At 59.7% G+C, this 21001-nt stretch carries 17 protein-coding genes; 6 read left to right on the top strand and 11 right to left on the bottom strand.

The window, feature by feature from the left end; genetic code table 11:
• The first annotated feature begins 26 nt into the window (after window positions 1-26).
• Window positions 27-1658, top strand: coding sequence for an FMN-binding glutamate synthase family protein (locus Q666_RS58150; protein ID WP_022997859.1), 1632 nt, complete (start codon window positions 27-29; stop codon window positions 1656-1658).
• A gap of 174 nt (window positions 1659-1832) precedes the next feature.
• Here Q666_RS58150 and Q666_RS58145 read toward each other — a convergent pair whose 3' ends face one another.
• From Q666_RS58145 to Q666_RS58135, 3 genes are all read right to left on the bottom strand, one after another.
• A complete protein-coding gene (locus tag Q666_RS58145) occupies window positions 1833-2681 on the bottom strand; it encodes a helix-turn-helix transcriptional regulator (protein WP_022997860.1) in 849 nt (282 codons plus the stop codon).
• Between the two features lie 107 nt (window positions 2682-2788).
• Window positions 2789-4672: an ABC transporter ATP-binding protein gene (locus tag Q666_RS58140; protein ID WP_022997861.1), complete on the bottom strand. Its 1884-nt coding sequence runs from the start codon at window positions 4670-4672 to the stop codon at window positions 2789-2791.
• Between the two features lie 33 nt (window positions 4673-4705).
• A complete protein-coding gene (locus Q666_RS58135; RefSeq protein WP_022997862.1) occupies window positions 4706-5332 on the bottom strand; it encodes a metalloregulator ArsR/SmtB family transcription factor in 627 nt (208 codons plus the stop codon).
• 368 nt (window positions 5333-5700) lie between these two features.
• On the opposite strand from Q666_RS58135, the gene Q666_RS58130 reads away from it, so the two are divergent.
• A complete protein-coding gene (locus tag Q666_RS58130) occupies window positions 5701-7698 on the top strand; it encodes an EAL domain-containing protein (RefSeq protein WP_208993775.1) in 1998 nt (665 codons plus the stop codon).
• Window positions 7699-7792: 94 nt separating this feature from the next.
• Entirely contained in the window at window positions 7793-8116 is a 324-nt protein-coding gene (locus Q666_RS58125; RefSeq protein WP_031268137.1) for a DUF2293 domain-containing protein, read from the top strand.
• Window positions 8117-8185: 69 nt separating this feature from the next.
• On the opposite strand, the gene Q666_RS58120 is transcribed toward Q666_RS58125, so the two are convergent.
• From Q666_RS58120 to ettA, 5 genes are all read right to left on the bottom strand, one after another.
• Complete coding sequence (locus tag Q666_RS58120; protein WP_022997865.1) at window positions 8186-8578, bottom strand: RidA family protein; 393 nt, start codon at window positions 8576-8578, stop codon at window positions 8186-8188.
• 93 nt (window positions 8579-8671) lie between these two features.
• Window positions 8672-9289, bottom strand: coding sequence for an MOSC domain-containing protein (locus tag Q666_RS58115; RefSeq protein WP_031268139.1), 618 nt, complete (start codon window positions 9287-9289; stop codon window positions 8672-8674).
• Window positions 9290-9424: 135 nt separating this feature from the next.
• Window positions 9425-11524: an FUSC family protein gene (locus Q666_RS58110; protein ID WP_022997867.1), complete on the bottom strand. Its 2100-nt coding sequence runs from the start codon at window positions 11522-11524 to the stop codon at window positions 9425-9427.
• A 128-nt stretch (window positions 11525-11652) separates the two neighbouring features.
• Window positions 11653-12615: an endonuclease/exonuclease/phosphatase family protein gene (locus Q666_RS58105; RefSeq protein WP_022997868.1), complete on the bottom strand. Its 963-nt coding sequence runs from the start codon at window positions 12613-12615 to the stop codon at window positions 11653-11655.
• A 140-nt stretch (window positions 12616-12755) separates the two neighbouring features.
• The gene (ettA, locus tag Q666_RS58100; RefSeq protein ID WP_022997869.1) at window positions 12756-14405 is read right to left on the bottom strand and encodes an energy-dependent translational throttle protein EttA; all 1650 of its coding nucleotides are present in this window, start codon (window positions 14403-14405) and stop codon (window positions 12756-12758) included.
• A gap of 640 nt (window positions 14406-15045) precedes the next feature.
• Between ettA and Q666_RS58095 the strand changes: the two genes are divergently transcribed.
• Window positions 15046-15999, top strand: a complete 954-nt coding sequence (locus tag Q666_RS58095; RefSeq protein ID WP_022997870.1) for a 2-hydroxyacid dehydrogenase — start codon at window positions 15046-15048, stop codon at window positions 15997-15999.
• A 438-nt stretch (window positions 16000-16437) separates the two neighbouring features.
• On the opposite strand, the gene Q666_RS58090 is transcribed toward Q666_RS58095, so the two are convergent.
• Window positions 16438-16791, bottom strand: a complete 354-nt coding sequence (locus Q666_RS58090; RefSeq protein WP_152533439.1) for a hypothetical protein — start codon at window positions 16789-16791, stop codon at window positions 16438-16440.
• Window positions 16792-16874: 83 nt separating this feature from the next.
• Window positions 16875-17771: a class A beta-lactamase gene (gene bla, locus Q666_RS58085; RefSeq protein WP_022997872.1), complete on the bottom strand. Its 897-nt coding sequence runs from the start codon at window positions 17769-17771 to the stop codon at window positions 16875-16877.
• Window positions 17772-17936: 165 nt separating this feature from the next.
• Between bla and Q666_RS58080 the strand changes: the two genes are divergently transcribed.
• A complete protein-coding gene (locus tag Q666_RS58080) occupies window positions 17937-18806 on the top strand; it encodes a LysR family transcriptional regulator (protein ID WP_022997873.1) in 870 nt (289 codons plus the stop codon).
• 19 nt (window positions 18807-18825) lie between these two features.
• Here Q666_RS58080 and mnmD read toward each other — a convergent pair whose 3' ends face one another.
• Window positions 18826-19551, bottom strand: a complete 726-nt coding sequence (gene mnmD, locus Q666_RS58075; protein ID WP_031268144.1) for a tRNA (5-methylaminomethyl-2-thiouridine)(34)-methyltransferase MnmD — start codon at window positions 19549-19551, stop codon at window positions 18826-18828.
• Window positions 19552-19655: 104 nt separating this feature from the next.
• On the opposite strand from mnmD, the gene Q666_RS58070 reads away from it, so the two are divergent.
• Window positions 19656-20816 carry an FAD-binding oxidoreductase gene (locus tag Q666_RS58070; protein WP_022997875.1) on the top strand — a complete coding sequence of 387 codons (1161 nt, stop codon included), beginning with the start codon at window positions 19656-19658 and terminating at the stop codon, window positions 20814-20816.
• Window positions 20817-21001 lie beyond the last annotated feature (185 nt).

Below are 21001 nucleotides of genomic sequence, written 5' to 3'. Positions count from 1 at the left end.
GCCCGCCGAATAGGAGTCACCCGTCCGTGTTTCCCGCCCGCTATACCGTTTTCATTCTTTGTATCGTACTTGCCCTGGTTGCACTTGTCCTGACGTTTGCCCTCAGCGGCTACTTCGTCTGGCCATTTCTGGTTTTTGCAGTGCTCTCGGCGATCGGTTATCTCGATGTCCGCCAGACCCGACATGCGATCCTGCGCAACTATCCTGTTTCCGGTCATTTCCGTTTCCTGTTCGAAGCGATCCGGCCGGAACTGCGCCAGTATTTCTTTGAAAGCAACCAGGACGGCAGACCGTTTTCGCGGGAGCGGCGCTCCATGGTTTATGACCGGGCGAAGGATATCGAGGATGTTCTGCCGTTCGGTACAGAACTTGACGTCTACGACACTTCCTATGGCTGGGTGAACCATTCGATCTGTCCCAAACCGCACAACCATGAAGACATGCGCGTGACGATTGGCGGACCGGACTGCAAACAGCCTTATTCGGCTTCCCTCTACAACATTTCGGCCATGAGCTTCGGTTCGCTCTCCGGCAATGCCATTCTGGCTTTGAACAAGGGCGCCAAGGCAGGCGGTTTCTATCACGACACCGGGGAAGGCAGCGTTTCGCGCTATCACCGGCAAGGTGGTGGCGATCTGGTCTGGGAACTTGGCAGCGGCTATTTCGGCTGCCGCGCGGACGATGGCACTTTCGATGCCGAAAAGTTCGCCAAGCAGGCTGTCGAACCGCAGATCAAGATGATCGAAATCAAGATGAGCCAGGGGGCCAAGCCTGGTCATGGCGGTGTGCTGCCCGGACCGAAAGTGACGGAAGAAATCGCCGAAGCTCGCGGCGTTCCGATCGGCACCGACTGCATATCACCTGCCTCTCATTCCGCTTTCTCGACCCCGGTTGAACTGCTGCATTTCATCGTTCAGTTGCGGGAGCTCTCAGGTGGCAAGCCGGTCGGCTTCAAGCTGTGCATCGGTCATCGCTGGGAATTCATGGCCATCGTCAAGGCCATGCTGAAGACCGGCATCAAGCCGGATTTCATCGTGGTCGACGGCGCCGAAGGCGGGACAGGCGCCGCACCGGTGGAATTTGCCAACAGGCTGGGAACCCCTCTGCGCCAGGGTCTGACCTTCGTACACAACTGCCTGGTTGGCACGGGTCTTCGCGAAGATATCCGGATCGGTGCCGCCGGCAAGCTGATCAGCGCATTCGACATTGCAGGGGCGTTGGCTTTGGGCGCTGACTGGGTCAACTCTGCGCGCGGCTTCATGTTCGCAGTCGGCTGCATCCAGTCCCAGAGCTGCCACACCAATCGTTGCCCCACCGGCGTCGCCACGCAGGATCCCAAGCGCCAGCAGGCCCTGGTTGTTCCCGACAAGGCACAGCGCGTCGCGAATTTTCATCGCAACACGCTGAAGTCCCTTCGGGATTTTTCTGCCGCCGCCGGGCTCAGCCATCCGCGCGAGTTCAAGCCGGAACATTTCTACCTGCACGAAGGTCTTCGCGAAATCATGCCGGCCAGCGTCGCGCTCTCCTGGTTGAAGAAGGGGGCCCTCCTGGAAAAGTCGCACAACATTCCGGGCTACTCGACCTATTGGGAAATGGCCGAAGCGGAAAGCTTTCATCCAGCCAAGTCGGTGGAAGCCGCGAAGTCCGCCCACGCCTAGGATCAAAGCGTCAGCGGGGGCCTTGCGTCGTCCTTCAAGGTGAAGGTTTCCGGGAAACAGGCTTTCTCGAGGCGCACGCCTGCTGCTGATCGACCCAACCGGGCTGTGCCTGCGGCTCACAAGATATCCATGGCTGCAAGGTGACCATTTCTTGCAGCTAAAAACGAACAGACGTCAGTCGAGCTGGCGCGCCAGTTGAACGGCAAAATCACCTGCCTCATGCGAGCGGATGACCGCGTGGCGAACCAGGTCGTCAAAGTGGCTGGAGAAGAGCTGGACGTGGCGCGTGTTGGAAAACGCCAGGTAGCGCTGCCCGAGGTAGAGTGCCGCCCATTTCTGCCCGAAGACCGTGAAAGGTGCGGAGAACCGGTCGGTCGCGCCGAAGAGGTGCAGTCGTAGCGAGGGGTAAAGCTCGCTCAAGGTAAGCCCCATGACCTCCAGCTGTTCGCGACGCAGGTCAACCGGAAGCCCCTGCCATAGCCCCTCCCCGCGCGCAAAACCTTCCAGCGCCTCTTTCGACAGGGCGATTTCCATGTCGGATTCCGCCCGGCTGAGGAGTGCCCTCTGATCCCTGGTGCCGGTTATGGCCTGGTCGGCGGTGCGCAACGTTTCGCCGGAGTATTCGAAAGCCAGAACAGCTTCGGTCTTGAGGACATCCGGCAGGTTAGCGGGCACATGCCGGATCTTCGCCCCGACCGCATCGCGGTACCAGGCGAGCAGATGTTCATCGACCGGGTGCCGCTCGGTCTCGGCCACCTGAACTGCCTGATCCAGGATTTCGGCCGCGGCCCCGCGGTGGGTGGAAAGACCAAGCAACCAGTCGGAAGAAACGCTGAGCGCTGTCGCAATGGCAGCCAATGCCTGCCCGTTTGGCAGGCGGGGTGCATCTTCCGACAACAGCTGGGAAACGGTCGACCGGTCGAGCCCGGCACCGCGTGCCAGATCCGATCGGTTCATATCCCGGCTGCGCAAGGCATCCGACAGGCGTTCGCGAAAAAGTACGGCGCGGTCTCTCTTGTCCATGAGAGGAGTATTGTCAGCCGGATTTCGGAAAATCAACACAAGCTGACATTTTCCCGAAGCACCAGCCTGTGGGAAGCTCACGCAAGCAGGGAGCTTTTCACCAGACCCTATTCAGCAGCGCTGAGCGCCAGGAAACCACCTGATTGACGTTCCCAGAGCGCAGCGTAAAGACCACCGGAGGCAAGCAGCTCGCGGTGTGTACCTTCTTCCGCAATCCGGCCCTGATCCATCACCACGAGCCGGTCCATTGCGGCAATGGTCGACAGACGGTGGGCAACGGCCAGCGTGGTGCGCCCTTCCATCATGCGGGTGAGGTTCTGCTGAATGGCAAGCTCGGCTTCACTATCGAGGGCAGAGGTTGCCTCGTCGAGGATCAGGATCGACGCATCTTTCAAAAGCACCCTGGCGATCGTGATACGTTGGCGCTGACCGCCGGAGAGTTTGACACCGCGATCGCCCACATGGGCATCCAGCCCCGTCCGGCCCTTGCTGTCCTTCTGCTCCTCAATGAAATCGAGCGCTTCGGCAGCACGGGCAACCGCACGGATCTCCTCGTCGGTGGCTTCCGGCCTGCCATAGCGAATGTTGTCGCGGATCGACCGGTTCAAAAGGGAGATGTCCTGGGTGACAACGCCGATCCGGCTGCGCAGAGATGCCTGGGTGACATCGCGCACGTCCTGTCCGTCGATCGAAATCCGGCCCTCGGTCACGTCCCGCAAGCGCATCAGCAAAGACACAGCGGTCGATTTGCCGGCGCCAGACAGGCCAACCAGACCGACACGTTCACCCGGCTTGATGATCAAATCGAACTTGTCCAGGACCGGCTTGCGGTCGCTCTGATAGGCAAAGGACACGTTGTCGAAGCGGATTTCCCCGGCGCTGACATTCAGCTCGCCGGCATCCGGCTGGTCGATGATTGCCGGCCGGCTCGTCATGATCGGCATGGCATCGCGGATCGTACCGAGCGTGCTGGTGATCGACTGTCCGATCCCTATGAAGCTGGATGAAGCGTGGGACAGCGAGCGTGTGACGGTCAGCCCGGCGACAAAGTCGCCAATCGAGACCCACCCCTCCATCATGCCCCAGAAACCAATGACCACCACAGCCAGGATAAGCAGCACGTTCAGAAAATAGACGCCGCTGTCGGTCAGGATATAGGACCGGTTCTCACTGTGCCTGGTGTCGATTGTTTCGCCGATAACCTTGCGAATGGCACCGGCTTCCGAATCTTCCGCCGCAAACAGCTTGACCATCGCGATGTTGGAATAAACGTCGGTCATCGCGCCGGTGGCCTTGGAATTTGCAGCCGCCACCTTGGCAGAGCGCTGCAGATAGGCCGGGATCGCCAACCAGGCGACGAGGATATTCGCGCAGATCCAGAACAATACCGGAATGGCCAGCGGCCAGGCCATGGCCAGAAGCAGCAGGAACGAACCGCCAAACTGAATGACCAGGAATGGAACCGTCTCGATGGACAGCATCATCTGACGGTGGACCGACATGGTGACCTGGGCAATGCGGGAGGCAACCTGACCGGCGAATGTGTCCTCAAAGAAAGCCAGGTCCTGGGCTTCCACGGCCTTGTGCGCCTGCCAGCGCATTGCCGCCGGCAATAGAATGCGCACGGTCTGGAAGGCAAAGGTCTGGCGCAGGAGAAAGGCGAGCGGATCAATAATCACGAAGAGGAGGAAGAAACCGGCCAGGATGGTGAGGTTGTCTTTCAGAAACGCCTGCGCACCTGCCTCGGTCACACCGTCGACCACGAAAGCTATCGCCCAGATGCCCGCAAGACCCAGACCGGAGGAGATCATCGCCAGACAGGAAACGATTACCAGTTGCCAGCGGAACATCATCGCGAAATGCCAGACCAGCTTCAGCGGCCCTTCATCCGGAAGAGGCGTGACAGGCAGTTCCAGCGGTTTGATGTGGGTTTCGAACGGATGGAAATACCGGTCGATGAGCCGCGCAAGCAGCGGCCTGGCGATTGACACGCAAAACACTCCTCGACTGAGACCGACGCCTGATCAGGCCGCGGGCTCAATCCTGTAAACACAGCGACGACCGCCCGAGAGCTGATGTTCGGTACGTTCGACCGAGACACCGGGCCCAAGTACATCCTTGAAAAGATTGAGCTCCGACCTGCAGAACCCCTGACAGGCCGTTGCCGCGGCACAGATCGAACAGTGATTTTCGATCAGCAGATAGCCTGCCCCTTCGGGAACAAGATCGGCCATGTAGCCTTCCCGGTTGCGCAGATCGGCAAGCACTTCCAGCTTGCCGCGCAGATCCGGTGCCTTGCCAACCGCTTCGGAATAGGATTTCCGGCTTTGCGCTTCACGGTGAGCAATAAGCTTGTCGACACCTTCTTCGCCGAAAATATCGTTCAGACCGGAAATCAACCCGAGCACCAGGTTGGAATGGTTGTCGGGAAACTGCTTGTGCCCGTCCGGTGTCAGGTCCCAGACCCGCTTGGGCCGGCCGACCGAACCTTTCTGATCATCGAAGTCCACCAGCCCGTCCTGCAGCAAGCCGTCCAGATGCTGGCGAACAGCCACTGACGTCACCTTCAACCCGCTGGCAAGATCTGCCGCAGTCTGTGGGCCGGAGGATTTCAGCGCGTTCAAAAGCCGGGTTCGAGTACGATCTGCCATAGCCGTCTATATAGCGTATTTCAAAGATAAAAAAATAGTCTGCTTATCTTATTGTGAAGCGACCAGAGCATTTCCCGCCGACAAGCCTGCCTTGGCAGCCACGTTTATTTGCCAAGCGTGGCGGGAGCATGCAAGAAATGTCACTATAATATCCTGCGATGAACCGTTGTCCGGCGCCGGCCCAACTTAGTGCCTGATTGCACGATCACACGGTTTTCGCCTTGAAATATTTCGTAACCGTCGCGTCAGCATTTCCTATAGGCGCTTTAACTCTTCAAGAACCCCAATGCGACGCAAAGTCAGGAAAGTCGCCTTCATAACAATTCTTTATCTCATTTTGATTAGAAGAAATATCAATGGAGAAAATGATGGAAAAAATCAGGGCTTTCCTGAGATGGATGATGATCGATCCTCGCCATCCGGAAATTGCACAGGCTCAGTACAATGAGCTCAAGACCCAGATTCCGTCGCTCTATGCCCTCCTCATGGTCAATGCGGTTGCCGTTGCCTATACCCATTTCGATATCGCGCCGACTTATCTGACCGTCGGAATTCTTGCGCCGATCCTCTTGATCACGACCTTTCGCATGGTGGCCTGGATACGCGCCCGCAAAGTTGACCCGACACCGCAAGAAGCGATCAGCAAGATGCGGCAGACTGTCATTCTCGGCAGTCTGGTGTCCGTCATCTACATTGCCTGGTCGCTGAGCCTGGACGGCTATGGCGGACCTGCGGAGCGCGGTCATGTGGCGCTTTTCATCGCCATCACCGTCATCGGCTGTATCTTCTGCCTGATGCATTTGCCGCAGGCTGCCCTGATGGTCATGGTGATCGTGACGATCCCTTATCTGGTGCACTATCTCGGCCAGAACCAGGACGTCTACATTGCCATAGGGCTCAATATCTTCCTGGTGTGCCTGGTTGTCCTGCAGGTTCTCCTGAACGGCTATCGAGGGTTCTGCAAACTGATTGAATCGCAGTCGGACCTCGCCGCCAAACAGAAAGAAACGGAGCGTCTCAACGCAGAAAACTCCAAGCTTGCCCAAACCGACGCGCTTACCGACCTGCCGAACCGACGCTATTTCTTCAACCGGCTTGAAGCCCTGATCAGCGAAGTGGAAGGCACGGACCGGCAGTTTGCGGTCGGCGTCGTCGACCTGGACCGGTTCAAGCCCATCAACGACACCTACGGCCACCAGTTGGGCGACCAATTGCTGATGGAAGTCGGCTCGCGCCTGAAAAGCCTTGGACTGCCGAATGTCGAGATCTGCCGTCTCGGCGGCGACGAGTTCGGTTTCCTTTATCTCGGAGACATCTACGAGGCAGCCTCGACGGGGCAGTCTATTTGCGAACTGATCAGCCGCCCCTATCGGATCGGTGAACTGCAGGTTTCCGTTGGCGCGTCCTGCGGCATTGCGTTCTATCCTGACGCCGGCACTTCTGCCCATGTTCTGTTCGACCGGTCCGACTACGCCCTTTACAATTCCAAGACCAGCCTGCGCGGCCGGACGACGGTCTATTCGGCTGAACATGAAGCCCGCATCCGCTCGGAACGGGCCATCGAGGCCGCGCTTCAAAGCGCAGATCTTGCCAGCGAATTCCAGGTCTATTTCCAGCCTGTCGTCCAGTTGCCGGAACGGTTCGTTGTCGGCTTCGAGGCGTTGGCGCGGTGGGACAACCCGCAGCTTGGCAGGATTGCCCCCGACAAGTTCATTCCCATTGCCGAGCGCGCCGGCCTGATCCACAGGCTGACCCTGTCGCTGTTCGAAAAGGCGGTCGAGCAGATCAAGGCCCTGCCCGGAACGCTCTCGCTATCCTTCAATCTGTCCGCACATGACGTCACCTCCGCCGAGACAGTGGCTGCGCTGCTCGAGATCATCCGCCGCGCGGCGATAGACCCGCGGCGGATCACCTTCGAAATTACCGAGACTTCCGTGATCGGCAGTTATGAAGCGGCTGAAACCTGTCTGCAGGTTCTTCGCAATGCCGGTGTCAAACTCGCGCTCGATGACTTCGGCACCGGTTATTCCAGCCTTGGCTACCTGCACCGACTGCCTATCGACTGCGTCAAGATCGACCGCAGTTTCGTTGCCGGTATCAAGGACCCGATCGCGAGCGGCGTCGTGACCTCCATCGTCAACCTGTGCCGGTCCATGAAGATGCAGTGCGTGGTGGAAGGCGTTGAAGAAAGCAACCAGTTGGAACTTCTGGAAGCGATGCATTGCCGTTTGGTCCAGGGATACCATTTCAGCGCTCCCCTGCCTTTCGAGGACCTTCTTGCCGATGCCAGGGAAAATGGAAGGGTTGCAGGGCTTCCCCTGTCCGGTACTGCCGGAGCCAGCAGCTTTCAGTTCTTTCGCGCCTGACCGGCGATCCGGACCAATTCCACCAGACCTCTTCTAATCCGTCCGGGATTTGTTTACCTCTCCGGTCTCAACCACGAAAAACCGGGACCTGTTCATGACCGGCGGCACCAAGCGGCAAAAAGACATGCGCAAGGCCTTGCGGGTCCTGCTGCCGCGCGTTCCCTTTTCAGATGCTGAAGCCATTCTCGAAATTGCGCTCGCCGGACACCTGCGCCATCTGCCGCCCGGCATTGCCCTTTGGCAGGCCACTACCAGTCATGTCCGGCACGCCCTGACCGACTACGACACGTTACTGGACGAAGGTTATGACCGTGACGCTGCCCGGTTCTTCGTGCTGGACGAAATGAATGACGTTCTGAGCTCCTGGGGATGTGCGAAACGCCTGGAAGCTGACGATACGTCCCCAACCGAGGACTGACACCGGTGCTTAAAGCGGATCCGTGTCCGTCACACACAACCCCGGATGGGATTTGCGGGTAGCCGGCCGTTACGGCCGCCGGGCGATCAAATCGATCTCGACCAATGCATCGACGGCAAGGCCCGACACGCCAATACAGGTACGACCCGGCAATTTTCCGGGTTCGAAAAATGACCGGTAGGTGTCGTTCATAGCCTGATAATCGCGCTTGAATTCAGTCAGATAGACACGAATGAAAGTCGTGTTTTCAAGGCCGAGCCCGAGGCCGCCCAGAACGAGCTTCAGGTTTTCCATCACCCGCACAGTCTGCGCCTCTATGCCTTCCGGTAGCGGGGCGTCCGGATCGTCCGGCAGTGTCGGCATCTGGCCGGTTACAAACACCCAGCCGTCAATTTCGACGGCATGGGAGAATGGCGCGACCGGCTGTGGCGCCTGGTCGATCATGTGGTGGATCGGCAGCATGGAGGCTCCTGTTGGAAGGTTATGACAGAGCATCCAGACTAGAGAATATCGGGCCCCTCGGGAAACAGGTTTCCATCGCTGCGAGCCTTAAAATCAGATGCGCTCGTAGATCCACTGTTCGGGAACATGAGCGGTGACCGCCTCGCCCGCCGCAACCTTCCCCGGGATTTCGACATAGCCAACAAGGCCTCGCAGGCGCTTTGCCTTTTGCGGGAACAACAGGTCCAGTCCTTCCCGGCCGGGATTGGCTTCGGCAATCGCCTCGCCTGCGAAACGGCAGGGTTTGTTGTCACCGTCCACACGTATAACCACACCGCCCTCGAACACCAGCCGGGTGCGCGGTGGCACCATCGTAAGGTTGGGAATGCCGGACAAGGTAATGTTGCCGCCGATCCATTCGGCTTTCAGTTCGGCAATCTCCATGCGAGTGGCAATCAACGATAGTTCCTCGGCGGACAGGATGGATATCTGGCGCTCATTGCACATTTCGGTGCCACGCGGATACCAGGGTTCGCGGCCACCGGACCTCCGGGTGTATCCGCCATGCCGGTCTCCCGAAATGCCTTCGAACGTCATCTCCAAAGCATCCGTTGCAGTGGTCCTGAAGTCTTCCGCAGAGACTGTCCTGAAAACGCCCTCCACCTTGCCGCTTGTCCTGAATGCAGGCGTAATCCGAAAATCATTGGCAAGAAGCTGAAGCTGGTCTGTCATGCGGGGTTTCCTGTCACTGTCGAGAGGCGATGCTAGGGCGCTGGCGCCTTCCTGACCAACAAAACTCATTGATGATTTCATAAGCGCGAAAGATCGATCCGCTGCGCTCGAGATTTGAACCGGATACGGCTCTTTTCAGGTTGGCTCGGAGAGGAATTTCTCTTTGCGCAAGCCGTCCAGGCATCGGACGATTTTCCGCGCGTGGTAGAGCATCGCAACCCAACCGGTTTCCAGCGCAAGATTGCCTGTTGCGCCCTCGGGCATGGCTGTCATCCAGTCATCCTCCAGGCCCGGGACGGTCTGCCGCGGGCGTCCATCCAGGACAGCCGAGAACTCATCTTCCAGACGCTTGTCCATGCGAGCGACAAGCGCATCTATCCCCGACCTGGCCTGAGCTTCCACCGTTTCCCGCGTGACGTCGGAACGGGCTTCGCGGTAAAGCACCACGTATTGGGCCAGCACGATTACCAGCATGTTGAGGTCGCTGGCGGAGCGTGTGAACGACGACCAGGGAGCTTGCTCGATCCGATAGGACCTGGCGGTGGCGATCAGCGTGCTCGCTGCCGTTCGAAGCCGGGCGAGATCCTGAAGGTCCGTATCCGCCTTGCCGCCTTCCGCCCGCAGGCAACTTCGGCAGGCGTTGAGGTAATCGGACGCCAGCTCCTTGAAGCTTGCGCCAGTGCGGTTGGGAAACAGCAGCCATGCCGCGGCAAGCCCCACGCCTGCGCCAATCATCGTGTCGTAGAGACGCGACCAGAGTTCATCGATGGGCAGACCTTCAAGCGTCTGAAGCCCCATGACCACCAGGAAACTGATGATACCGGAGGCGATGGCGTAATTGCGGTCGAGGAAAACGATGACCCCGGGTATGGCAATGACAACCAGTACCAGCCTGACGGACGGAAACTCCGCCAGGGCCGGGTCGACCAGCATGGCCAGAACAACGCCGCCCGCCGTCCCGCCTATCCGCTGTGCGGTTCGGAGCAGTGTCGCCCCGAGGCTGTTCGACAGCACGATGATGATGGTGAGCGTGACCCAATAGGCGTGATTGAGATCGAACGCGAGCCCAAGGGAAAAGCCGATCCCGGCTGCGACACCTGCCTGAAGTGACAAGCGCCAGGAAAGCTTCCGCAACCAGCCGCCCTCGCGGCTGTCGTCATCCGTACCGAGGCTCAGGCGAACCGGCTGGTCTTTTGCCGCCAGCAGCCACAGACGCTTGAAAGCCTGGGCAATGCGCAATTCCTGAAACCGGTCATGTGCCGTTACTGCCGCATCGGCCTGCAGCCAGCTCGCGGCAGGTGCGCTTTCGCCGGTTTTGCCTTCCCCGACATCGCTCTCTTCCGGAACGCCCTCACCGGTTTCAAGGCGATGGACAAGCCGGTCGACCGCACGGCCAAAGCCGTCATCTTGTGCCAGTCGGGTGCGTGCGTCCCGGGACAGCTGGTCGCGCGCATCGCCCACCACTTCCAGGGCAAGTTCCACCATGATAGCCGCTTCCGGCGACATGCCCTGCAACTCACCTTCCGGTCTGAGCAGATCGGCACAGACCTGAAGCTCCATGCGCAGCTTCGCCAGATCCCTGATCCGAACGGCCGCATCGCCGGACGAACCGGTCGCCCGGCCTGACAGCTGCCTCAGATAGGTTGCCATCGCCTGACGATTTGCAGCCTCGACCCGCAGGTAGGTTCGGTATGTCGAAGGCCGCCAGGGCCCTGTGCGAACCACGAGCGCTGTCACCATTCCAAGCACCGCCATGACCGGAAGCCAGAGGCCGGGCGATCCTCCGACGTTGCCGAGGACCACGAAAAGCCAGCAAATCGCCATGCTGCGCCCAGCGCGTTGCCAGAAGGGACCAAGCCCCTGCATGGCAAAGCCGAGCATGATCGCGGCGATCCAGAGCCCTTGCAGAACGGTTGAGGCGCTTTTCCCCGACATCTCGGCGACAACAGCGCCAAGAGCAAACAGGGTCGTCAGCAGAACGCCAAGCTTCAGGATACCGAGGACCTCGGCCTTTCTGGTGGAAACCGGCGTGAACATCAGGCAGTGGCCGCCGCTCGCGGCTGCCAGAACGGCCAGTTTGAAGGCCGACTGACCGGGCACGAAGCTTGCCACGACATTTGCCAGGAAGACCGCTCCGAGCACGGTCAGCATCAGATGAACGCCGCGCATCAGCCGCAGGCCGCCGGGATCCGTGCGCAGGAGACTTGTCTTTATGTCCGAAGCGGCTTGCAGCATCTGTCTGACTTGAACCCGGCTCTTCAGGGCAAAATCCCCGACGTTCTGAATGGAAATCTTTTATGCGGACTGCATTGTCTCGTGTCCATGGCGCTTTGACCGGGTGGACGCAGGCTTGCCGCCGAAGATCAGTCGGACGACTTGCCGTCGACAACAGTAAATTCGGCAAAGACCGGCCAGTGATCGGAACCGTTGAAGTGTCCGAGTTCGCAGTTTTTGACCGCAAGCCCGCTCCTGACGAAAAAATGGTCGAGTTCGAGACCGATGCCCGGAACAGGGGCAAGCCAAGTCGGGGTCCAACGGCTGCCGCAGACTGCCTTGCGCACCCCTGCCGTTTCCTGAAACCGTTTCAGCAGCGGCGCCCAGGAGGCGGCGTTCATGTCGCCGGCAACAAGAACAGGTCCCGGCGTCCTCGACACTTCGGATGCAAGCTTCTGAAGGATGTCCGCCTGGTGCAGATAGAAGTCACGCCTGAAAGGCGGCAGTGTGTGAACTGCAAGGACACTCACACAGGGCTCCGCCTGCATACCGCAGTAAATCGCTTTTGTAATCGCGTATGGGTTCCCGCCTACAGGGATCAGTTCAACGCTGTGCGGCGCAGTGCGCGAGAGGATAACTGCGGCGGGACGTCCACCAAGCGCCTGATCGGGCGTTCCGGCCACATGCAGCATGCCTTCAAACCGGTCGAGCAGCCCTTGGTCGGCAGGTACCGGCAGCTCCGTGAGGATCATGAGATCGAAGCCGCGGGCGCTGTTTTCCTCAACCAGATTGCCGAGCGCTGCGGCGCTGCCGAAGAGATTTGCGGTGACGACGCTGATCGCCGGTTCTGCCGCATTGGCGGTTGGGGCGAAGCGTCCGTTGTCGAAGATGCCCATGCGCATGAGAGCGACCACCGACAGGCAGATAGCCAGTGCCGCCATGTTCCAGTTCCGGAAGAAGACGAACCCTGCAGCAAACAGCAGTCCGGCAAGAACATATTGGGTCTGAAAATGAGCCAGCAGATCGACGGGCCAGCCGACTGCCGCCAGAAACGAGGCGAGAACGGCGATGGCGAAGGCCGCAAACAGACAGACGAGAGTTCTGTGGAACATGCCTTGTGCCGCTCGCAAGGACAAAAATTGCCGGTGGCCGGTTTATACCGCCGGGCAAAAAAGATGCCGGCCCGTTTCCGGGGCCGGCACATTCGGGAAACAGGGGGCACGCCCCCCATTTCAGCTTCCAGGCCGTTCGCTTAGCGCGTAAGCGGCTTGTACTTGATCCGGCGCGGGTCGGCGGCATGCGCGCCAAGGCGGCGGACCTTGTCCTTTTCGTAGTCTTCGAAGTTGCCTTCGAACCATTCCACATGGCTGTCGCCTTCAAAGGCGAGCATGTGTGTGGCCAGACGGTCGAGGAACATACGATCGTGGCTGATGATAACGGCGCAGCCGGCGTAGTTTTCCAACGCGTCTTCCAGAGCTGCCAGCGTCTCGGTGTCGAGGTCGTTGGTCGGCTCATCAAGCAGCAGAACGTTGGCGCCCTTCTTCAAGACCTTGGCCAGATGCACGCGGTTGCGCTGACCGCCGGAAAGGTCGCCGACCTTGGCCTGCTGGGCAGCTCCCTTGAAGTTGAAGGACGAGCAATAGGCACGGGAGTTGATTTCCTTGTCGTCGAGGTAGATGACCTCGGCACCGCCGGAAATTTCTTCCCAGACCGTGTTGTTCGGGTTGAGCGCATCGCGCGACTGGTCAACATAGCCAAGGTGCACACTGTCGCCCACGACGACCTTGCCCTTGTCCGGCGTTTCCTGACCGGTGAGCATCTTGAACAGGGTCGTCTTGCCGGCGCCGTTCGGGCCGATCACGCCGACGATGCCACCGCGCGGCAGCTTGAACGACAGGTTGTCGATCAAGAGACGGTCTTCAAAGCCCTTGGAAACACCATCGACTTCGATGACGTTGGCACCGAGACGCTCGCCAACCGGGATGAGGATCTGTTCGATGGACGGCTGACGCTCTTCCTGGGCGGTCAAGAGGTCTTCAAAGGCCCGGATACGGGCTTTCGACTTGGTCTGACGGCCTTTCGGGCTCATGCCCATCCACTCGCGCTCACGGGCAATCGCCTTGGAGCGAGCCATGTTCTCGCGGCCTTCCTGCTCCATGCGCTTGGTCTTCTTTTCCAGATAGACCGAGTAGTTGCCTTCGTAAGGGATGCCCTGACCGCGGTCGAGCTCCAGAATCCAGCCCGTGACATTGTCGAGGAAGTAGCGGTCGTGGGTGATGATCAGGACGGAGCCCTTGAACTCACGCAGGTGACGCTCCAGCCAGTGAACGGTTTCAGCGTCCAGGTGGTTGGTCGGCTCATCCAGCAGCAGCAGGTCCGGCTCGGACAGCAGCAGCTTGCAGAGCGCGACGCGGCGGCGCTCACCACCGGAAAGATTGTCGACGGCTGCATCTGATGGCGGGCAGCGCAGGGCTTCCATCGCCATTTCCACCTGGCTTTCCAGGTTCCACAGATCCTGCGCGTCAATCTCGTCCTGAAGCTGTGCGGCTTCCTCGGCGGTTTCGTCCGAGTAGTCCATCATCAACTCGTTGTAGCGGTCGATTTTTGCCTGCTTGTGGGCAACACCTTCCATGACGTTTTCCATCACGGTCTTGGTGTTGTCGAGCTGCGGTTCCTGCGGCAGATAGCCGACCTTCGCACCCTCGGCCGCCCAGGCCTCACCGGTATATTCCTTGTCGATACCGGCCATGATCTTCAGAAGGGTCGACTTACCCGCACCGTTCGGGCCCAGGATACCGATCTTGGCGTCCGGGTAGAACGAGAGATGGATGTTGTCGAGAACCTTCTTGTCGTTATAGGCCTTGGACAGGCCATGCATGTGATAGATGAACTGGCGCGCCATGGGGCTCCGCTTCTCCGCTTTCAAAATCTGATGGGATTCTCAGGAATTCTGCGGCGTCTTTTAGGGGAAATGGCGCCTGGGGGCAATGGGGGGATTTGCCTGAGAACGCCTGTAGAGTTCGTCTCGCAATCAGGCATTACCTGTGCAATCGCAATTAGACCTCTTCCTTGGCCAACTTCCAGCCACCCTCGCTTTGGGATAAGTGTCCTTTTCATTGGACAGTTTACGGACCGACTCCGATTACCAAAGTTTCCAGAAAGCACGCCGCCCCACTCGCGTTAAACGCCGGCCGCTATATTCAGAATTGCAGTTACGCCCAAGAACCTGCCCACCCTGTCATTCCGGACAAGTGCAGCTACGCTGCATGCCGATCCGGAACCCAGCGTGTCAGCGTGAGCAAAGCGAACACTCAATTTGCCGCGCATGGCGCGACATATCTCTGGATTCCGGATCGGCGCTCGACACCTGTCTCACTTGTCCGGAATGACGGCGGAATACGCCGTTTCACTGACGAAGTGAGCCGAAAGCGCTTCGAGGGTGACGAAATTTGCGTACCAACTCTGCCCATTCGGCTCTTTTCTCCCCCAACCGAAGACCTTAAGGTCACCTCACCTTTCTTCATCACCCCACCGGACCTGCCATGACCTCCATCGATATTCTGATGCCCCGCCCGATGCTGCCGATCGTTCAGGAGCAGCTTGATGCCGCCTTTACCGTGCACCGGCTCTACGAGGCCGACAATCCGGAGGCGCTGCTGGCGGAAATCGGCGGGAAAATCCGTGGGGTTGCCATGGCATTCGGGCCGGTCAACGCCGAGTTGCTTGCGAAAATCCCGAACGCGGAGATCGTCTCCAGTTTCGGTGTCGGCTATGACCACGTCAACACGGACGATTGCCTGGCGGCGAAGGTGATGGTGACCCATACGCCCGATGTGCTGACGGAAGAAGTTGCCGATACGGCGGTCGGGCTGATGATCATGACCATCCGCGAATTCGGCCAGGCCGAACAGTGGCTTCGCCAGGGCAATTGGGAAAGCAAGGGGCCCTACAGGCTTACCGGGGCGACCATGCAGGGACGTACGCTCGGCATCTTTGGTCTGGGGCGCATCGGCAAGGCGATTGCCAAGCGGGCCGAAGCCTTCGGCATGAAGATCCATTACCATGGACGCAGCAAACAGGACGACGTCTCCTACCCCTATCACGCGACGCCGAAGGCGCTGGCTGCCGCCTGCGACACGCTGATGGTGGTGGCGCCTGGTGGCGCGGAAACGAAACATGCGGTCAATGCAGAGGTGCTGGAAGCACTCGGGCCGGATGGCATCGTCATCAATATCGGCCGTGGCACCGTCATCGACGAGGCCGCATTGATCGCGGCCCTTGAAAACGGCACGATCTACGGTGCCGGTCTCGACGTCTTCGAGAACGAGCCGCATGTGCCCGAAGCCCTTCTGAAACTGCCAAGGGTCACCGTACTGCCGCATGTCGGTTCCGCCTCGCAGGCGACCCGCAATGCCATGGGTCAGCTCGTGGTCGACAACCTGAAAAGCTGGTTCGAAACTGGCGCGGCCATAACACCAGTGCCGGAAATGCGCTGAGATTGAGGGCGTGCCAGGGCTGCAGGCAGCCCGACTCGATTCTTTTCCCAGCTCAGTATTTGACACGCCCGACTTGTGCCTTAGGTTTATGGATCAAGCGCATCCCTTCTGCTTGTGATGCGCTTACCCGATAGGCGTGGATCCATCAGACCACATAAACCACGCCGGGATGCCGACTGGGGCGGCTGGTGAACCAAAAGACGAATGCGTTCAGAAGCCTACTCAACACCGGCTGTTCGCCCGGATCCGTCAGCGGGTCCAGTTTGCCTGCGGAAGTGGCCCGTTTGCTCGGGGTACCTCGCAACGGCAGAAGACGACATCCCAGGTCGCAGAAGGTGGCTGGCGACGTAACCTCCGCCAGCACCCTGGGCCGGCCCCTTCCGGGCCGGTCCGCATCGAAACACCTGTTGCTGAGGAAAGGCCCAAAACTGAACCTTCTCATTCCTCTGCTCTGGCCGGGCACCTGAACGGTGTAAAGGTACTGCCCATGTTTGCGCTGACGGTCATCATCGTCAGAATGTCGGCAAAGGCGAATTCGGCGGGTGTTTTCGGGCAAACGGCTTTCGCCGCGAAACACCCCCCTTCAATAAAGGCATCATGTTCGGCAACGAAACCGGGCCGCATTTGCGAACGACTGACATTTTCGAACGCCACCCGGACGATCTCCTGGTAGTAGGCGCATCTTCTGGCGCGCTTTTGTTCGCGTGTTTCCTCGGCAGATGCTTGGGAGAAAACGGCTGCTACCGCGACAAGCGCCAACGGCAAGGCAAACAAGGTTCTTGGAACGGACAAGGCTGACTCCGTCGGAAGCGGCAGGACATTTCCAGAGGCAGAGGCGCCCGGGCGAATGAAGGGATCCGCCCGGACAAGAAAACTCAGTCGTGGAGACTTTCGGCAAGTGCGGCTGCGATATCGGCAATCGCCTTGTTGCGGTCGTCAAAGGAAGCGTCGGTCTGCGTGATATAGACCGCGATCACGACGGGCTCCCGGTCGTCGGGCCAGATCACGCCAATGTTGTTGCGCGAGCCATTTGCCCCAGCCCCGGTCTTGTCGGCGACCGGCCATTCTTCCGGCAGCCCGGCACGCAGGGTCGCGTTGCCCACCTTGTTGTCCAGCAGCCAGCCTGTCAGCTGGGCCCTGGCGGTGGACGAAAGGGCATTGCCCAGAACCAGTTTCTGCAACGTGGCAACTGCCGCTGCCGGGGTGGTGGTGTCACGGGCATCGCCCGGCCGGCCTTCATTGAGACCCGGCTCCGTCCGGTCCAGCCGGGTGATGGTGTCGCCAATACCCCGAAGGTAATCCGTCAGTCCTGCCGGTCCACCGACAGCTTCCAGCACGAGATTGGCCGCCGCATTGTCGCTGATCGCAACGGCCGCTTCACACAGTTCCAGATAGGTCATTCCTCCGGAGCCGATCTTTTTCTCGGTAACCGGCGAATAGGAGACGAGGTCTTGCGAGCGGATCTTCACGCGGCGTTCCGGCTGAACCTCTCCCTGCTCGCCCTTTTCCAGAAGGGCCGCACACAGAAAGGCCTTGAAGGTGCTGTTGAGCGGAAAACGCTCGTCGGCGCGGTGGGTCCAGGTCTTGCCGGTTTCCGTATCCAGCACCGCAACCCCGATCCGGGCAGACAGTCGGCTCTCGGCACCGGTGACGGTTTTCTCAAGTGGTGCGGGATCGAACCCGGCGGCGTGTGCCAATCCGGAAATCGCCGGAAACCCGGCAAAAAAGGCAAGGGAAAGCGTCAACGCGTTACGGCGTGTCCAGAGTTTCATCTTCAACTCCAATGATGAATACAAACAGCCCGAACCGGTGTGGTGTGTCGCCCCCCCGCACCATTCGTCTTCGGGACACCGCGACAGTGCCGCTGCCTCAGATATAACGCAAATGATGAATACTGAGGTTAGACATGAGTAAAACTTGGCCTAAGTTGGATCCGGATGGACGTCTCGAAACTTCCGCTCAATGCCTTGAGAGCCTTTGAAGCCTCTGCAAGGCTCTGCAGCTTTACACGCGCCGGCCTGGAACTGCGGGTATCGCAGACTGCCGTCAGCCACCAGGTGAAGGCGCTGGAGGACGTGTTGCAGGTGTCGCTGTTCGAGCGCCTTCCGCGCGGCGTTGCCCTGACGGATGAAGGACTGGCGCTGTTACCTGTACTGAGCGATGCCTTCCGGCGGATGAGCGATGCGCTCAGCCGGTTCGAGGATGGCAACTACCGGGAGGTGCTGACAGTCGGCGCCGTCGCCACTTTCGCGACTGGCTGGCTGTTGCCCCGCCTTTCCGGCTTTGCCAGGGCCCATCCGCAGATCGATCTCCGGCTGAAAACCAACAACAACCGCGCGGATATTCTGGCAGATGGTCTCGACTGTTTCCTGCGCTTCGGCGACGGGGCCTGGCATGCCACCAACGCGGTCAAGCTGATGGACGCCCCGCTATCGCCTATCTGTTCACCTGGAATCGCTGCCCGGCTATCCAAGCCGGCAGACCTTGTGCACGAGCCCTTGCTGAGATCCTACAGGTTGGATGAATGGGCCATGTGGTTCCAGGCAGCGAAACTGCCGCCACCACGGGCGCGTGGCTGGATGTTCGACAGTTCTCTTGCGATGGTTGAAGCCGTCACGCAGGGCGCAGGCGTCGCACTGGTGCCGACAGCAATGTTCAGCCGCCCCCTCGCGTCCGGCGCGATCGTGCAGCCTTTCCAGACCAGTGTCCTGACGGGAAGCTACTGGCTGACCTGGCTGAAGTCGCGAGAGGAGACCAGCGCCATGCAGAAGTTCCGCTTGTGGATGCTGGAGACAGTTACGGAGTAAATGGAGGCAATCGCCCACCTCAAGGTTTTCGACCCTTCACCATTTCGCGTTTGCCGGCGAAGCCTTCAGCCTTTTCAATCTCGAACCCGGCAGCCTGAAGATTGCGGCGAACCCAGCCGGCAGCCGTGTAAGTTGCCAGTGTTCCGCCATGGGCCGTCAGGTCAGCCGCCACCTTCAGAAGGTCCGCGTCCCAGAGCTCCGGATTGCGAGCCGGACTGAAACCGTCGAGAAACCAGGCATCGATGGGGGCAATTGCCGGTTCTCCTCCCTCGCCCTCACCTGCCATTCCGGCGTTCAGCTCACCGATCAGCTCACGCGCATCGCCAATGCCGATCTGGAGGTTGGCTCCGGCAATTTTCAGGCTGTTCCAACCCGGCTCAGGCGACCAGGCCTGCAGCAGCTCTTCTGCCAGCGGGGCCAGTTCGGGAAAGGCCGCGAGGGACCGTGCCAGTTGCTCTCCCGACATCGGGAACAGTTCGAAGGTCAGGAAGGTCAGGTCCGGCCGATTGGTCCTTTCCTGCCATGCCGTAAGGGTGGTGAGGAAATTGAGGCCTGTCCCGAAGCCGAACTCTGCAATGGTGAAACGCTCGCAGCCATCGAAGCGGCCAGGCAAGCCGTTTCCTTGCAGAAACACATGACGCGTTTCCGCAAGCCCCCCGGCCTTGGAAAAATACGTGTCGTTGAAGCCTTCAGCCCGGGGCACATCGCCCTGCAGCCATTCCAGATCCGGTGCCTTGATCGACATGATCTTGAGGTTTCCTTCGGGGCGCACCCATCAGCCTTTGCCATTTGCAACGCGTTCTCATAAGAGAGCCGGCAGGATCAATCAATCTCAAAGGACCCCGCCCCATGGCAGCAACCGACGCCGAAACTTTCGATGTTGCCATTGCCGGAGCCGGTATTTTCGGTCTCGCTGTTGCCCGGGCAGCGATCGAGGCCGGACTGAAGGTGGTAGTTCTGGAGAAAAGCCACGTCGGCGCCGGGTCCAGTGGAGGTGTGCTGGGGGCGTTGATGCCGCACATGCCGGCACGCTGGAACCCCAAGAAGGAATTCCAGTTCCAGGCCCTGCTGTGTCTGGAAGACCGCATCCGCCAACTGGAAAGCCAAACAGGGCTTCCCTGCGGCTATCACCGCTGTGGACGCATCCTGCCGCTGACGACAGCCGACAAGCTGGAGCACCATCTGGAGCGAGCGGAAGAAAGCAAGCTGCGCTGGCAACCTCAGGAAACCGGCTTTTCCTATGTGGTTGAACCTGCCGGAAGCCGGTCTGACTGGCTGGACGCGAAAGCCGCTCCCTTCGGCATCGTCTATGAAACCCTTGCCGCGCGGATCTCCCCGAGGGCTTATCTGGCAAGCCTTGCCAGCTTCGTCCGCCAGAACGGCATCCTGCGGGAAGGCGTTGAAGCGGTCGGTTATGACGATGCAACACAGACCGTTCTGCTCGCCGACGGGCAGACCTCGATTCAGACTCGGCAATTCGTCGTTTCGGGTGGATTTGCGGCCTTCGACCTGATCGAAACGCTGACCGGCGAACGCATCGGACGTGGAGAGAAAGGCCAGGCCCTTGTGCTGGAGGGCAAGGGACTGGAAGACAGGCCAGCGATCTATTGCGACGGGCTTTACGTCGTGCCGCATGACGACGGTACCGTCGCCATTGGCAGCACATCCGACCGGGATTTTGAAGACGCCGCCCCCTCTCCAGTCCGTTCAGCCGAACTGCTGGAACGCGCCACCGCCTTTTGTCCGCTATTGAAGGGCCGCGAGGTTCTTTCCGACTGGGCCGGTATCCGGCCCCGCAATCACAGGCGGGACCCGCTGGCTGGAAGACTGCCTGGCTTTGACACCGCCTTCGCGGCAACAGGCGGCTTCAAGATATCCTTCGGGATTGCACATCTGATAGCGGATGCTCTGGTGGCGGAGATGACCGGCAGAGAACCTGTTGTTCCTCTGCCAGAGACATTCCGCCCGGCACACCACTTCGGCAGCGGCAGACTGGACGCAGATCGCTAAAGGAACTCACGTTCACGCAATCGCCGACGGCAAAAGCCGACGACGCGCATGCAATGAAGGGTTGTATATGCGATTGCAGGTGATGTGACATGACCGCGAACTTGACGCGGTTCTTTCAATCACAATCGGTTTACGCACCTGCTGCCTAGATGGCAGCAACCACCGCGTAAAGACCGTAAAGGCTG

Origin of the sequence: Labrenzia sp. C1B70 (assembly GCF_000475395.1) — a bacterium.
GTDB lineage: Bacteria > Pseudomonadota > Alphaproteobacteria > Rhizobiales > Stappiaceae > Roseibium > Roseibium algicola.
Note: the sequence above shows the minus strand (reverse complement) of the source record. Positions and strands in the feature narration are given on the sequence as shown.